This is a genomic window from Thermoleptolyngbya sp. PKUAC-SCTB121, from assembly GCF_016919485.1.
GTDB classification, from domain to species: Bacteria; Cyanobacteriota; Cyanobacteriia; order Elainellales; family Elainellaceae; genus Thermoleptolyngbya; species Thermoleptolyngbya sichuanensis.
On record NZ_CP070366.1, the window covers coordinates 176,045 to 189,938 of the forward strand.

Here is a 13,894-nt window from a genome sequence, read left to right on the forward strand (position 1 = left end):
AATAGCCATGACAGATCGGTTGCGGGAGCGGGGCGAGAAGCTGAAAGAGCGTGATCCAGAAGCCTATGCTCGGCTAGTAGCAGAATCAAAAGCACCCTATCGTGGGCTGCGACAGTTTGTCTATCTGGCGTTTGGCGCGTCCGGGCTAATTGGCGCGTTCATTTTTGCCACGCAGTTTGCAGCCGGGCGGGGAGACAGCGACACACTGCCTAATCTGGCGCTGCAATTGGGACTGGTGGCGCTGATGGTGTGGCTCTTTCGGCTGGAACAGAAGGCTGCCGCTCGTCGGCGGGGATAACGGGTTTTGACGACGCTGCATAGTTTGTGCAGTTTGTGCATAGTTTGCATAGTGTGCTGTTGAGCTGCGCTGCTACCTTGTGGGCAAGTCGAATAGCACCGTGGTCATGTAGCGTTCTGCCCAGTCTTCGCCAAAGGCTTTTTCTAGCACGCGGCGGGTTTTGTCGTTTTGCTGCTGCTGGGCGCAGTAGTGCTGCTGTCCGGCCAGGATTTCAGACTGCTTTTCGGGGGTGGCCGGAGTGGCGATCGCCCGTTTACAGTGAATCTTCAGGTAGGCTTCGACGCGATCGAGAAACTGCTGCTGTTCATCCTCCGACTCTGGGCGGATAAACAGGCAATAGCTGGAAAAAATCGTGCCCCAGGTGGGGAAACTGCGCGTCTGCGAAAACTGGAGCGGCGGCAGAGATTCCAACTCGCCCACGTAGCTGCTGGGCAGGCTGCGATCGCCCCGCACGGGAGACAGATCGGCGATCGCCATGCTCACCTGGCCGCGCCCACCTACCAAATCTGCGCCAAACATGGGCAGATCATAGTCCGAACGGGGAAACATAACACAGTGTAGGATATCTAGCCCCGTGCCCAGCTTCGCCAGTTCTAGATGCAGCTTGCGAAACTGCGGCGTTTGGTAGCAGTGATTTTCGATCACCAGACGCTCGCCCTCTAGTCGTCCTTCTACGTAGCCCAGATCTTCGGGCAGGCGATAAGGCGACAAGTCCAGATGAGTTTGCCATACAGCCTCGATCCGATCTGCCAGGGCGCGAATCAGGGGATGCTGTTGGTGGCGGATCGAGTCGGACTGGGGAGCGGGCGATGGAACGGAAAAAGACATGGTGGTAAATCGTGATGACAGGTGTCGAGAGGCGGCTCTAGAGATAGGCTTGAAGTTAAGGTTTCGCTCTAAGGCTTTGCAGAGAAAACTTTTCAGTGGCGCTACAATTGGGCGGCATACCGGGCAGCATACTGGATGGTATGTTGGGCGGCAGGTTCAGCCATAGGCAGCGCCCCGAACGAACATTCATCACCTCAACTTTTGTATTATGTCAGGTCAGATACTTGGCGATCGTTACGAAGTGGAACAGCAACTCGGCAAAAAGTCTGGCCGCTGGACGCTGCTGGCCCGCGATCTGATGACCCATGAACCCGTCATCCTCAAGGTCGTGTTTATTGACGAAAACCTTGGTCCCGATGACCTCAAGCTGTTTACCCGCGAGGCCGATGCGCTGCAAGTGCTGGCCCATCCTGCTACGCCGCGCTACCTGGGCTATTTTGAAATCGACCTGCCTCGCGGCGGAAAGGCCCTGGCGCTGATTCAGAGCTATTTGCCGGGAACCTCGCTCGATAAATACCTCAAGGCCGAGCGCACCCTCAGCGAAGCCGAAGCCAAACAGGTTGCGCGGAAGGCACTGGAAATTTTGCAATATCTGCACGCGCAGCAGCCGCCCATTGTGCATCGAGACATCAAGCCCAGCAACGTGCTGCTGTCGGACGATGAAGGGGCGATCGCCACTCAGGTCAACCTAGTCGATTTTGGCTCCGTCAAGTCTCTTGCCTCTGCGGATGGCACCACCTTTAGCATCGTTGGCACTGAAGGCTACGTTGCGCCAGAGCAAATCGGTCGCCGCGCCATGACCGCCTCCGATCTCTACAGCCTGGGCATGACGTTGGTCGTCGGCATGACCGGAATCGAACCCATGAATCTGCCCCACCGGGGACTTCGCATCGATCTGGCTCAGTGCCTCCAGTGCAGCCCCGACTTTGCCACTTGGCTGAAGCAAATGACCGAGTCAGACGTAACCCAGCGATTTCGCACGGCCGATGCGGCGCTGGCGGCTCTGCCCACGGGGTAGAGGGGAGGGGATTTTGGATTTTAGATTGGGGATTTTGGATTTTGGATTGGGGATGGACTCGGACTTAATCCACGTAACCCAGCCACAGCAGACCCATCAGCGCCAGCAGCGACCCAATCGCAAAGACCCCCATGCCGCCTGCAAAGCTCAGAAAACGGCGCGTATTGATAGGTCGCCTGCGATAGAGCCAGAACGCCGCCAGCCACGCTGCCCCGCTGGCAAGAAAAATTGGCAGATGGCTCCCAAACGAGCCACTGCCCACCGGGATGCCCATAAAGCTTAGGAGGTAAGCACCCGGCGACTGCGCCAGCAGGCTAAACAGCGACACCCCCGCCAGCAGGCTCACAATCAGACGCATCACCGGGCCAAAGGGGAAATAGAGCAATGCCGCTGTGCTGATCCAGGTGCCGATGCCAGCGGCGATCGCCAGCCCATGCGTCAGCCATTGCCACTGGTCGTCGGAAATGCCAACCCCATACACTGTTTCCAGCAAAACTCGCCCAAAATAGTTAGCCACCAGCATTGCCATCCCCATGCCACAGGCAAAGCTGGCAATGCCCTTGGCCCAGCGCCCCGGACTACGCCACGCCCCTAGCGCCACCAGCACCCCGCCCGCCAGCGACAGTCCCAGCCCCAGCCCAATCAGCCCCAGGTCTCGCAGAGACATCAGCAGGTTAATGCCCCAATAGTGCCACCGCAGCCCGTTCAACTGTGCCGCGCTCAGCTCTAGGTCGCCCTGCAAGGTGTAGCGGTATTGCAGCCCACGCACAAAGTCCATCCCTGCTTCGCGGCATGAAACCGTCCGACCTGCATAGGTTGCGCCACAGTCCCCCAGTTCAGCAGGAAATGCTGGGCTATAGCTCCAGGTCAGGTCGAGCGGCTGTTCGGCCAGAGCAGCGCTGCACTGCCACTGGGCCGCACCCTGGGTGCAGTCAAAAATGCGGTTGGGCAGGTGGATCGGCCGGCCGGCGCGGGGCTGAATCTCGATGCTGGCAAAGGGCGTGTAAGCCAGCGTGGGCGATTCGCGGATCAGCAGCGCCACCAGCGCCACCGACAGAACGAGCCAAAGGGCGATCGCCCGCTTCAGCGAAAACCGGGGCATGGGGCATAGCTCCTTGAACAAGACGGTTGGACTCAAGAAGGAATACGGGCAGGTCTATCGATGCACCCAGATGAGCTAGAGTTCCGCTCGATCGCCGATCATAGCCCGCTTCTCATGTTTACCGTACAGGAAGTACGCCTTGTCAGTGAAGGATTATCGTTGCGCTGCTCAGAGCCGGAACTTTCCCCATTGCTGAGAGGCCTGGCTTTGAGTTCAAAGCTACAGGAACAGTTCCCACGATTCTCGAATGTGTTCTGGGGTAATGCCCTGTTGCCGGAGCGATCGCAGGCTGCGGGCCCCGTCGCGTTTTGCCAGTCGCTTGCCTGCTGCATCGCGCACTAAGGGACAGTGATAGAATGCCGGAATTTCCCAGCCCAGTGTGCGATAGAGCAAAATCTGCTTGGCGGCGGAAAGCAGCAGGTCTTCGCCGCGCACCACTTCGGAAATCGCCATTGCGTGGTCGTCGGTCACTACGGCCAGGTCATAGCTGGGCAGCCCGTCTCGCCGCCACACCATGAAGTCACCAAAGTCCTGCCCTGCAATGAAGCGCTGTGGGCCTAGATGTTCGTCTATAAAGGCGATCGCCTCGCCATCGGGCACACGAAATCGCCAGTTCACCTCGCCGGGTTCCGTTGCCACTTCCCACGTTGCAGGACGCAATTTGACGGGAAAGATCACTTCGCGATCGCCCTCATGGGGCGCACGGAGCGCATTGGCCACGTCTTTACGAGAGTGGGGACTGGGATAAATTGCGCCGAGATGGTTCAACTGCTGCCAGGTTTGGTGGTAGAACGACTGGCGATCGCGCTGCCTGTAGGGCTGAAATGGGCCGCCTACGTCGGGCCCTTCTTGCCAGCAAAAGCCAAACCAGACCAAATCTTCCAGCAAATCGTCAGCATATTCGGGTTTGCAGCGATTGCGGTCGAGGTCTTCGATTCGCAAAACCAGCACGCCGCCATGCTGCACAGCCCGCTGCTGCGCCGTCCAAAACGTTTTGGCATGACCCAAGTGCAGGTGCCCGGTGGGTGTCGGCGCGAGTCGCCCGCGATAGGCATGGGTCAATGGCAACACCGCAAATGAATCATCCACTTCCAACAAGGGCAGGACTTATGCACTTGCAATCAGCTTTCTAGGTGTTGGAGGATTTTTCGCGGGCGCAGCCCGCGAAAAATCCTCCAACTGCGTAAGTCCTAAAGGAAAATGGTAAACCCGAAGGCGCAATGTCCGCGGTGAATTCTCATGATGAATTCTCACGATGAATTTTCGCTATGAATTCTTGCGATGAATTCTGATGAATTCTACAGACTCAGCCTCACGTTGCCAGCAGGCGCATCTGCACTCGAACCGTTCCATTCTCCTGAAACTGGAACTGGAACAACCGAGACTCCGCTGTGCCGCTCTTGGGTGGTGTTCCGCCTAGACCTTGTGGAACGTCCAAGATGCATTCGTACTGATTCTCTGCACTTGGAACAGGACAGCCCAGCGTGTTTACAAAGGCTTCCAGGTTGTCCGCAGGCATCACAAAATTGACGTGGGCAATATATTCAATGTCTGTCGGAATGGGGCCGAGCAGCCCGCTAAAGTTCACCTCTGGCGTAACGCCGTAGGGTAGGGGAACCCCAATCATGCGTTCCGTCAGGTTGCGGGGCGATCGCCAGGGAGCCGCGCCCGCGGCCCATCCCAGCAGCACTATCGTCCCCAAAGCAAGCGTTCCGCAACCAATGGCAATCTTTTGAAGGCGGTTCATTCAGATTTCACCTCACGTATGGATTCTGAATAGCTAGAACAGTTTCGTAGACATGGCAGCAATAGGATGGGCGATCGCCCTAATTCGATCTTCCTAAATAAACTCGCATGTCTGGATATTGCTCAAAAAAAGCGACCGTTTCCATAATCCTGCCAGCATAGCCGCCGCACTCCATCACTCGATTATGCGGCATGGCTTTGGAGAGGATCTGGGGGCTAAGGGGGACTGGGAGGAGCCAGCGGGCAATTCAAATGCGATCGCCCCTGCTGGTAGGATGAAGGCTAGTAGCAAATCTAAAAAAAACCTAAAGCAGTCATGACTCACTTCCCCGATCCGGCCCCTGCCCACGGCGGGACGTTGATTAACCGAATCTGCACTCCAGAGCAGCGGCAAGAGTTTTTGGATAAAGCCGACTTTTTGCCCCGGCTCCGGCTCGATGAGCGGGCCGTGTCAGATTTGGAGCTAATCGCGATCGGCGGCTTTAGCCCCCTAACGGGCTTCATGGAGCAGGCAGACTATCAGCGCGTGGTCGATGAAATGCACCTGGCCAATGGGCTGCCGTGGTCGATCCCAATCACGCTGTCGGTGACGGAAGAAGAAGCCACGCCGCTGAAAGAGGGGATGTTGGTGCGGCTGGATGACTCTCTGGGGCGGTTCGTTGGCGTGCTGCAACTGACGCAAAAGTACACCTACGACAAGGTTCACGAGGCGCTACATGTCTATCGCACCAATGAAGAAAAGCATCCCGGTGTAAAGGTGGTTTATCGCCAGGGTCCGGTGAACTTGGCCGGCCCGGTGTGGCTGCTTCAGCGCGATGCCCATCCACGGTTTCCCACCTATCAAATCGACCCGGCTGAGTCGCGGGCGCTGTTTCGAGATAAGGGCTGGAAAACGATCGTCGGCTTCCAGACCCGCAACCCCATCCACCGGGCCCACGAATACATTATCAAATGCGCGATGGAAGTGGTGGACGGGCTGTTTTTGCATCCGCTGGTGGGCGCAACCAAAGAGGACGACATTCCGGCAGACGTGCGGATGAACTGCTACGAGATCATGCTGGAAAACTACTTCCCGAAGGATCGAGTGATTCTGGCGATCAACCCGGCTGCGATGCGCTATGCCGGCCCTAGAGAGGCGATTTTCCACGCGCTGGTGCGGAAAAACTACGGCTGCACGCACTTCATCGTGGGGCGCGATCATGCGGGCGTGGGCGACTATTACGGAACCTACGACGCACAGTATATTTTCGACGAATTTGACCCGCTGGCGCTGGGCATCACGCCGCTGAAGTTTGAACACGCCTTCTACTGCACCCGCACCAACCAGATGGCGACCACCAAAACCAGCCCCAGCACGCCCGAAGAGCGGATTCACCTATCGGGAACAAAGGTGCGGGAAATGCTGCGAAACGGACAACTGCCACCGCCGGAGTTTTCTCGTCCGCTGGTGGCGGCTGAACTGGCGCGGGCAATGCAGATTCCGCAGCCGTCGTTTGAGATTTAGGTGGGGCTTAGCATTGGATGAATTTAGGTTGCACGTGGTTTGGATTGTCAAAGAGGCAGATGGGGCTTTTCGATGAGGGGTTCCTATCTTCAACTTGCTGACCAAGGCCGGAATGCCGCCTGGCGCTATTTGGTCGGTATATTAATCACGATTTTTGTTTGGATAGCCGGCAGCGTATTGTTCGCGCTGCCGATCTTCATCGGGCTGATTCAGCCAGAGTCCCCTTTCGGTCTTACGCTAATGCTGCTTCCTTTCGGCCTGTTGCTTGCTAGCTCGTTGATGGCTGTGGGGCTACTTCATCAGCGTCCGAGTGCAACACTTATAGGGCCGCTTGGCAGAATTAGCTGGCCGCAGGTGTGGCGTGGGTTTATTCTGTTTTTCTTGCTAGCGGCGATCGCCACGATAGTCGAGGCATTGCTCCACCCTGGACGCTACAGTCTGAACCCCAGTTTTGTGGTTACCCTGCCTAGTCTTTTAGTTGGCCTTGTGCTGATTCCCATCCAAACCAGTGCTGAGGAAGTTTTTTTTCGAGGCTACCTCCTACAGGGCTTGGGACGACTGACGCAGAACTGGTTGCTACTAAGTGTTGCGAATGGCATTCTGTTTACCCTGCCCCATCTCTCTAATCCAGAGGCTGAAGGACAGCCTTGGCTAGCGGCGTTGAACTGGTTTGCGGCTGGCGCGTTTTTAACGCTAGTCACCCTGAGGAGTGGCAGCCTGAATCTGGCGCTGGGGATTCATGCAGCGTTTAATCTATTTGCGTTCGGTGTTGCGGGTTATCCCAATGCTGCGTTGCCGCTATTTTCCCTCTTCAAAGCCTCTACTCTAGATGCAAGGTTTGCTTTGGGGTCCTTTTTGATTTGCTGTGTAGTGGCTCACTGGTTATTGTTCCGGTGGCGAGGTATTATGGCTGAGCCTTCTTACCGCTGAACTGAGCGTTATCTGACCATTCACAAGGCTTTAGTTGCAGAGTCTTAGTCCTCTGAACCTTGGGTCAGAGCAGCAGTCAAGCTTAGTCTTCCTCTGCTGACTATGATGTTTAGAGATGTTAGGCAGAAATAAGGGGGTAGATGAGAGATGTCTGTTTTTCGTCAGTACATTGCGCCGCTGCTGGTGGTGTTGATGTTTGTGCTAGCGCTGGTGGTGGTGAGCGCCCGCATCTTTTTGCCCGAAGATATGGCTGCGCCTGCGCCAATTGAAGCAGTAGAGCAAGTCGGGTTGGGCGGTTCCGACGACGTGGCAGATCTGGGAACGGCTTCCTCGCTGGATGTGCTGATTCATGGGCTGCCGGATGAAGCGGCGATCGCCCCGGCAAGCTAAGCAGTTGCAACCCGTTCTGATAACCCGTGCTTGACACTGCTGACCTGTGCCCCGGATATCTGATTTACCGCAGCACTGGGGTTGATCGAGCGCTGCTAGTTAAGTTTATGCAGCGCACCTACTGCGAACTGTTTCCTGGCGAAGGGTTCGACCATCTCGCGTACACCGTCGAGCAATATTTCTCTGGCGACACGCCGCTGTGGTGGGTGCGGTCTCATACGGATGCGAACCTGCGAATTCCCGATCCGGTGGCTTGTTTGTGGATGGGCAGCGCGGTTGATCAGGTGCGGGGCGATCGCCACGCTCACATTTTCTTGCTCTATGTCTCGCCAGAGCATCGTCGCCGGGGAATTGGCACCGCCCTGATGCGGCAAGCTGAAGACTGGGCCAGGCTAAGGGGCGATCGCCAGATGGGGCTGCATGTGTTCTGCCAAAACCAGCCTGCCCAACGGCTATACGAATCGCTGGGCTTTGTGCCGCAGTCGATCTGGATGGTCAAGCTGCTCGACCGCTAGGCAGCGGGAAGGGTTGAGGTAGAGGGGCAGATTTGGGATTTTAGATTTGGGGCTTCGGTTGCGGGTGGAAGCATCAAGAGCGCTATGCGAGACTGATGTAGGTCAATTGGCGATCCAAAATCGTCAATCTAAAATCCAAAATGAATTATTTAAGTCAGATTGATGCAAGCAGGAGAACACCCCATGACCCCTACCGAAATTAACTGCGCCGAAGCGTGTAAAAACGGCTGCGTTCTGGGCGATCGCTGTCCCAATCAGGAATATCGCAACCAGGCGTCGCAGTTTATCGAAACCACGTCGCTGGATAAGATGCTGGAAATGGCAGAGGAAGCGCTGCGCCGCAAAGCGATGGAGCCGCCCAAGTGGGTTTTCCCAGAAGATGGAATCGGCCCGGATGTTGAGTAAGATACCTGGCATTGATGGGGACAGCCTGCGGAGGCACTGTGGATAACCGTCCGAGCAATGATTCAGGCGATTTTGACAATGAAGCGGTTGACGATGAAGCGTTTGACGATGAAGCGTTTGACGACCCGGAGCTAGCGCCCCAAGGCATTGATGCAGCCGTCGATGTAACCGCCGATGTAGCCGATCTGGAGCTAGTGGTGGATGCGGGAATCGGTAGGGGCGATCGCCTCGATCGCTATCTCGCAGCCCGTTTGCCCGATCTGTCCCGCGCCCGCCTGCAAAAGCTAATCGAGCAGGGGCAGGTGCGCGTCAACGGGGTTCCCTGCACGTCCAAAAAAGCGGAGGTTCAGGGGGGCGATCGCCTCACGGTGTCTATTCCGCCTTCTGAGCCGATGACGCTCCAAGCCGAAGCCATTCCCCTCAATATCCTGTTTGAAGACGCACACCTGATTATTGTGAATAAGCCCGTGGGTCTGGTGGTGCATCCTGCGCCAGGCCACACCACGGGGACGCTGGTGAATGCGCTGCTAGCGCACTGTCCCGACTTAGCGGGCATTGGCGGCGTGCAGCGGCCAGGCATCGTGCATCGGCTGGATAAAGACACCAGCGGTGCGCTGGCGATCGCCAAGACCGATCAGGCGCATCAGCGTTTACAGGCTCAGTTCAAAACCAAAACCGCCCGACGCACCTATCTGGCAGTAGTCTACGGTGCGCCCAAGGCAGATGCGGGTACCGTGGACGCGCCCATTGGTCGTCATCCGGTAGATCGCAAAAAAATGGCGATCGTGCCGGAAGATCGCGGCGGGCGACGCGCCGTGACCCACTGGCAGGTGGTCGAACGCCTGGGCAATTACACGCTGATGCAATTTGACCTGGAAACGGGGCGCACGCACCAGATCCGTGTCCACAGCGCCCACCTGGGGCATCCGGTGGTAGGCGACCCGGTCTACAGCGGCGGCAAATCTGTCGGCGTGAACTTACCGGGGCAGGCGCTCCATGCCTGGAAGCTGCGGCTGTATCACCCGATTTCTGAGAAAGAGATCGAGGCGATCGCCCCTCCGCCGGACTCTTTTGCGACGCTTTTGCGCGTTTTGCGGCAGCGTTTTGTGTGACAAATCTCAAATTAGCGAAGGACTTGTTTACATTGCTTAAAATTATGAGTACACTCAGACCGCCCTCAGAGAGTATTTATACCTTTGTCCAGGCAACGGTTTTCAGAATTCTTAAGAGAATCTAAAATGCCAAATTCTGCTTCTATGAGGAGTTGGCAGGCGCGAAAATGTAAACAAATGTGCCGGAAATGATTTGCAGAAATATGCCGCAAAGCTTTGCCTGTCAAGCCTTTGCGGGCATATCTGAGCGGTTCTATGCAATTTAATAACTTGTAACAAGTAAATGGGTTAACCGCATTGTATAAAGAGATTCGGAAGGGTACAAACCACAGACAGAGTACGACAATTCGCTGGTTTGCCAGGTTCTAAACCTTCTCATCTAACTGTGAAGTTTTTCTCAGATTTATGAGAAGCGCCTTGCGTCCGGGAAGATGAGTTCAGCGGCTAAGCCGTTCTCTCTCATCTGTGGGAGCCTTTCCAAGCTGCATGTGTCGCCGTGTTAACTCAGCACTGCTATCCATCAGCAACAGTGAAGACTGGGCTACCTTTCATCCAGTTTTTAAGACCGAACTCAACCAAAACGATTAGGAGATTGAGTCCATGTTAGATGCTTTCGCTAAAGTCGTTTCCCAGGCTGACACGAAGGGAGAGTTTCTGAGCAGCGCCCAACTCGACGCTCTGAGCAACGTAGTCAAGGATGGCAGCAAGCGTCTGGATGCCGTTAACCGCATGACCAGCAACGCTTCCACCATCGTTGCAAACGCTGCACGCTCTCTGTTTGAAGAGCAGCCCCAGCTGATCCAGCCCGGTGGAAATGCTTACACCAACCGTCGTATGGCTGCTTGCCTGCGCGACATGGAGATCATCCTGCGCTATGTGACCTATGCAACTCTGGCGGGTGACTCCAGCGTTCTGGATGACCGCTGCCTGAACGGCTTGCGCGAAACCTATCAAGCGCTGGGCGTGCCCGGTGGTTCTGTGGCTGCTGGCGTTGCCAAAATGAAGGACGCCGCAATTTCCATCGTCAACGACCCCAACGGCATCACCAAGGGTGACTGCTCTGCGCTGGTGTCTGAAATTGCCAGCTACTTCGATCGCGCTGCTGCTGCGGTTGCGTAATTTGGCTTTGGTGATGGGCTGGTGCTGTCCTGTGCAGCCTCAGGCTCTAGCCTACAGTTCTCGGCTCCGTGCCGACGGTTTTCAAAATACTCAAGGACAACTTTAGGTTTTTTAGGGAGATATCTCGACTATGAAGACCCCGATTACTGAAGCGATCGCCGCAGCAGATACCCAAGGCCGTTTCCTCAGCAACACCGAGCTGCAAGCTGTTAACGGTCGCTTCGAGCGTGCCGCTGCCAGCATGGAAGCTGCTCGTGCGCTGACCAATAATGCTCAGCAACTGATCGACGGTGCTGCAAATGCCGTGTATCAGAAGTTTCCCTACACCACCCAGATGCAGGGCGCAAACTTTGCCTCGGACTCCCGCGGCAAGTCCAAGTGCGCTCGTGACATCGGCTACTACCTGCGGATCATCACCTACTCGTTGGTTGCAGGTGGCACCGGCCCGCTGGATGAGTACCTGATCGCTGGTCTGGATGAAATCAACCGCACCTTCGATCTGTCTCCCAGCTGGTATGTGGAAGCTCTGAAGTATATCAAGGCGAACCACGGTCTGTCTGGTCAGGCTGCAAACGAAGCTAACACCTACATCGACTACGCAATCAACGCCCTGAGCTAGTTGATTGTGCTTGCCCGGAAAGGTAAGCAATTGCTGGTTCACGACTGGCAGGGGTTTACCTTTCCGGGCATTGTTATATCTGTGCGCGAGATTTGGGTGGGTGATGTCTAAGTTGCAGGATCTGAACGAAGCTTCTGCACTGGGCTATACCTAGTCTGATCTGTTCGCACCAATTTGCGATTGAAGCTTCTGTGTTTATTTCGACGCGCTTGTGGCAACGGCGGAAGCAGTCTGGGAACGCAGGCGATCAGAACCGGTGAAGTTCTGCTGGTTCAGGCTTCTGAGATTTTTGTTCTGGCGTTCGTTCTGGCCTGATGGATTGATTTTCCGCATTGGGCGCTGAGCTTTGAGCACCCTCTCGTCACAAGGGCTTTTCAAAACCGAGTGCCAGTTTTAGGAGGAGGGATTTGAGATGAGCGGTCTGGTTGCGGCAGATCGATTGGGCATTACTGCGTTTTCGCCGAGCGATCGCGTAGAACTGCGTCCAAACTGGACAGAAGACGACGTGCAGGCTGTGATTTGGGCAGCCTATCGTCAAGTGCTGGGAAATGATCACCTGATGGCAAGCGAACGTCTGACCAGCGCAGAGTCGCTCTTGCGCCAGGGGCAGATCAGTGTCCGCGACTTTGTGCGGGCGATCGCCCAGTCTGAACTGTATAAGGAGAAGTTTTTCTATTCCAATCCCCAGGTTCGATTCATCGAACTGAATTACAAGCATCTGTTGGGCCGCGCACCCTACGATGAGTCCGAGATCGCCTTCCATGTTGACCTGTATGACCAGCAGGGCTATGAGGCAGAGATTAACTCCTACCTCGACTCGACGGAATATCAGGAAAGCTTTGGCGATTCAGTCGTGCCGTCCTATCGCGGGTTCAACTCGCAGCGGGGGCAAAAGACCGTCGGATTTACGCGCATGTTTCGGCTGTACCGGGGCTATGCCAACAGCGATCGCGCTCAGTATGGCAAGAACCGCCCCCGGCTGACGCAGGAAGTGGCTCGCAACCTGCCTATGCCGATCCAGCCGCCTTCCACAGGCCGCGTCAGCGAGTTTGTCGGAGCCGGAGCTGGGTTGGTGGGTGCAGCAGCGGGCGATCGCGACCAGCTCTATCGAGTCCGCTATACCCAGTCCGTTGCCAGCGGACGGGCCCCTCTGCGGCTCAGCAATCGCGACCTGCTCGTTTCCTACGATCAGCTTTCCACGCGCCTCCAGCAGATCAATCGCGCAGGCGGTCGGGTGCTTAGCATCAGCGCCGTCTAGGGTTCAGGGTAGCCTCAAGAATCGCCCGCTACCCGTTTGAGTTCCGGTTTCTAGTGGTTGGGGTTTGGGGTCAGCTTCAAGCGCCAACCGCTTCCAAGCCATTCGCAAACACGAAGGAGAGATCGACCGTGCCAGTTACCGCAGCAGCATCCCGTTTGGGAACATCTCCGTTTGACGGAGCGCCCCGGGTAGAACTCCGCCCCAATTACACCAAAGAGGATGTCGAAAACGTCATTCGCGCCGTCTATCGGCAGGTGTTGGGCAACGACTACCTGATGAAGTCCGAACGACTCACCAGCGCCGAATCGCTCCTCCGCGACGGCAACATCAGCGTCCGTGAATTTGTTCGCGCCGTTGCCAAGTCTGACCTTTACAAGCAGAAGTTCCTTTACGGCAACTTCCAGACCCGCGTGATCGAGCTGAACTACAAGCACCTGCTGGGTCGTGCGCCCTACGATGAGTCGGAAGTCATCTTCCACCTCGACCTGTACGAAACCCAGGGCTTTGATGCGGATATCGACTCTTACATCGACTCCGAGGAGTATCAGTCTAACTTCGGCGAAAGCATCGTGCCCTACTATCGCGGCTTCGAGTACTATGCCGGGGCCCGCACGGTTGCCTTTAACCGCATGTTCCGTCTCTATCGCGGCTATGCCAACAGCGATCGCTCTCAGGCAGAGGGCCGCGTGCCCCACCTGGCCCGCGACCTCGCTCAAAACAAGCCGACCTCTATTGTCAGCCCCTCTGGCAGCGGCAGCTTTGCCTTCTTCCGCGCTTCAGATGATGTGGCTCCCAGCAAGTGCCTGGGTGGCTCCGTGGGCGAAAGCACCCGCGTCTATCGGGTAGAAGTAGCAGGCCTGCGAAACGGTGGCTCTGGCGTTGGCTATCCCAAGCTGCGCCGCAGCAGCACTGCTTACCTGGTGCCCTACGATCAGCTCTCTGCCCGGATGCAGCAAATCCAGCGCCAGGGTGGTCGCATCGTTAGCGTGTCGCTAGCCAGCGCAAGCTAGGTTTCAGGAATCAGGGTTTGGGACTTGGCGCTTGAGCCTT

Annotated in this window: 16 protein-coding genes; 12 read left to right on the forward strand and 4 right to left on the reverse strand. The window is 56.4% G+C overall.

What is annotated here, in order from left to right:
- The first annotated feature begins 7 nt into the window (after positions 1-7).
- The gene (locus tag JTM80_RS00700) at positions 8-298 is read left to right on the forward strand and encodes a DUF3493 domain-containing protein (protein WP_172353705.1); all 291 of its coding nucleotides are present in this window, start codon (positions 8-10) and stop codon (positions 296-298) included.
- A gap of 72 nt (positions 299-370) precedes the next feature.
- Here JTM80_RS00700 and JTM80_RS00705 read toward each other — a convergent pair whose 3' ends face one another.
- Positions 371-1,126 (reverse strand): phycocyanobilin:ferredoxin oxidoreductase, encoded by a 756-nt coding sequence (locus tag JTM80_RS00705; protein WP_172353706.1) that lies wholly within the window; start codon positions 1,124-1,126, stop codon positions 371-373.
- A 208-nt stretch (positions 1,127-1,334) separates the two neighbouring features.
- On the opposite strand from JTM80_RS00705, the gene JTM80_RS00710 reads away from it, so the two are divergent.
- Positions 1,335-2,144, forward strand: a complete 810-nt coding sequence (locus JTM80_RS00710; RefSeq protein ID WP_172353707.1) for a serine/threonine-protein kinase — start codon at positions 1,335-1,337, stop codon at positions 2,142-2,144.
- Between the two features lie 64 nt (positions 2,145-2,208).
- Here JTM80_RS00710 and JTM80_RS00715 read toward each other — a convergent pair whose 3' ends face one another.
- From JTM80_RS00715 to JTM80_RS00725, 3 genes are all read right to left on the reverse strand, one after another.
- Entirely contained in the window at positions 2,209-3,246 is a 1,038-nt protein-coding gene (locus JTM80_RS00715) for a hypothetical protein (RefSeq protein WP_172353708.1), read from the reverse strand.
- 219 nt (positions 3,247-3,465) lie between these two features.
- Positions 3,466-4,335: a glutamate--tRNA ligase family protein gene (locus JTM80_RS00720; protein ID WP_205370378.1), complete on the reverse strand. Its 870-nt coding sequence runs from the start codon at positions 4,333-4,335 to the stop codon at positions 3,466-3,468.
- 223 nt (positions 4,336-4,558) lie between these two features.
- Positions 4,559-4,993 (reverse strand): hypothetical protein, encoded by a 435-nt coding sequence (locus tag JTM80_RS00725; protein ID WP_172353709.1) that lies wholly within the window; start codon positions 4,991-4,993, stop codon positions 4,559-4,561.
- A 315-nt stretch (positions 4,994-5,308) separates the two neighbouring features.
- On the opposite strand from JTM80_RS00725, the gene sat reads away from it, so the two are divergent.
- The 10 genes from sat (at position 5,309) to JTM80_RS00775 (ending at position 13,854) form a co-directional block, all read left to right on the forward strand.
- Positions 5,309-6,496, forward strand: a complete 1,188-nt coding sequence (gene sat / locus JTM80_RS00730; RefSeq protein WP_068510418.1) for a sulfate adenylyltransferase — start codon at positions 5,309-5,311, stop codon at positions 6,494-6,496.
- A gap of 72 nt (positions 6,497-6,568) precedes the next feature.
- On the forward strand, positions 6,569-7,426 hold the full coding sequence (locus JTM80_RS00735) for a CPBP family intramembrane glutamic endopeptidase (protein ID WP_205370380.1): 858 nt from the start codon (positions 6,569-6,571) through the stop codon (positions 7,424-7,426).
- 147 nt (positions 7,427-7,573) lie between these two features.
- The gene (locus JTM80_RS00740) at positions 7,574-7,816 is read left to right on the forward strand and encodes a hypothetical protein (RefSeq protein WP_205370382.1); all 243 of its coding nucleotides are present in this window, start codon (positions 7,574-7,576) and stop codon (positions 7,814-7,816) included.
- A gap of 26 nt (positions 7,817-7,842) precedes the next feature.
- A complete protein-coding gene (locus tag JTM80_RS00745; protein WP_225906730.1) occupies positions 7,843-8,331 on the forward strand; it encodes an N-acetyltransferase in 489 nt (162 codons plus the stop codon).
- Positions 8,332-8,514: 183 nt separating this feature from the next.
- Entirely contained in the window at positions 8,515-8,736 is a 222-nt protein-coding gene (locus tag JTM80_RS00750) for a hypothetical protein (RefSeq protein WP_068510416.1), read from the forward strand.
- A gap of 185 nt (positions 8,737-8,921) precedes the next feature.
- Complete coding sequence (locus JTM80_RS00755; protein ID WP_225906904.1) at positions 8,922-9,848, forward strand: RluA family pseudouridine synthase; 927 nt, start codon at positions 8,922-8,924, stop codon at positions 9,846-9,848.
- 600 nt (positions 9,849-10,448) lie between these two features.
- Positions 10,449-10,967, forward strand: coding sequence for a phycocyanin subunit beta (locus JTM80_RS00760; RefSeq protein WP_172353713.1), 519 nt, complete (start codon positions 10,449-10,451; stop codon positions 10,965-10,967).
- 130 nt (positions 10,968-11,097) lie between these two features.
- The gene (gene cpcA / locus JTM80_RS00765) at positions 11,098-11,586 is read left to right on the forward strand and encodes a phycocyanin subunit alpha (RefSeq protein WP_068510412.1); all 489 of its coding nucleotides are present in this window, start codon (positions 11,098-11,100) and stop codon (positions 11,584-11,586) included.
- A 412-nt stretch (positions 11,587-11,998) separates the two neighbouring features.
- Positions 11,999-12,844 (forward strand): phycobilisome rod-core linker polypeptide, encoded by an 846-nt coding sequence (locus JTM80_RS00770; protein WP_172353714.1) that lies wholly within the window; start codon positions 11,999-12,001, stop codon positions 12,842-12,844.
- A gap of 128 nt (positions 12,845-12,972) precedes the next feature.
- Positions 12,973-13,854: a phycobilisome linker polypeptide gene (locus tag JTM80_RS00775; protein ID WP_172353715.1), complete on the forward strand. Its 882-nt coding sequence runs from the start codon at positions 12,973-12,975 to the stop codon at positions 13,852-13,854.
- Positions 13,855-13,894: the final 40 nt, after the last annotated feature.

Coding starts and splice junctions, on each gene's coding strand:
- JTM80_RS00710 (WP_172353707.1), top strand. CDS start 1,335: ATGTCAGGTCAGATACTTGGCGATCGTTACGAAGTGGAACAGCAACTC.
- cpcA (WP_068510412.1), top strand. CDS start 11,098: ATGAAGACCCCGATTACTGAAGCGATCGCCGCAGCAGATACCCAAGGC.
- sat (WP_068510418.1), top strand. CDS start 5,309: ATGACTCACTTCCCCGATCCGGCCCCTGCCCACGGCGGGACGTTGATT.
- JTM80_RS00715 (WP_172353708.1), bottom strand. CDS start 3,246: ATGCCCCGGTTTTCGCTGAAGCGGGCGATCGCCCTTTGGCTCGTTCTG.
- JTM80_RS00725 (WP_172353709.1), bottom strand. CDS start 4,993: ATGAACCGCCTTCAAAAGATTGCCATTGGTTGCGGAACGCTTGCTTTG.
- JTM80_RS00740 (WP_205370382.1), top strand. CDS start 7,574: ATGTCTGTTTTTCGTCAGTACATTGCGCCGCTGCTGGTGGTGTTGATG.
- JTM80_RS00750 (WP_068510416.1), top strand. CDS start 8,515: ATGACCCCTACCGAAATTAACTGCGCCGAAGCGTGTAAAAACGGCTGC.
- JTM80_RS00735 (WP_205370380.1), top strand. CDS start 6,569: ATGAGGGGTTCCTATCTTCAACTTGCTGACCAAGGCCGGAATGCCGCC.
- JTM80_RS00705 (WP_172353706.1), bottom strand. CDS start 1,126: ATGTCTTTTTCCGTTCCATCGCCCGCTCCCCAGTCCGACTCGATCCGC.
- JTM80_RS00770 (WP_172353714.1), top strand. CDS start 11,999: ATGAGCGGTCTGGTTGCGGCAGATCGATTGGGCATTACTGCGTTTTCG.
- JTM80_RS00760 (WP_172353713.1), top strand. CDS start 10,449: ATGTTAGATGCTTTCGCTAAAGTCGTTTCCCAGGCTGACACGAAGGGA.
- JTM80_RS00700 (WP_172353705.1), top strand. CDS start 8: ATGACAGATCGGTTGCGGGAGCGGGGCGAGAAGCTGAAAGAGCGTGAT.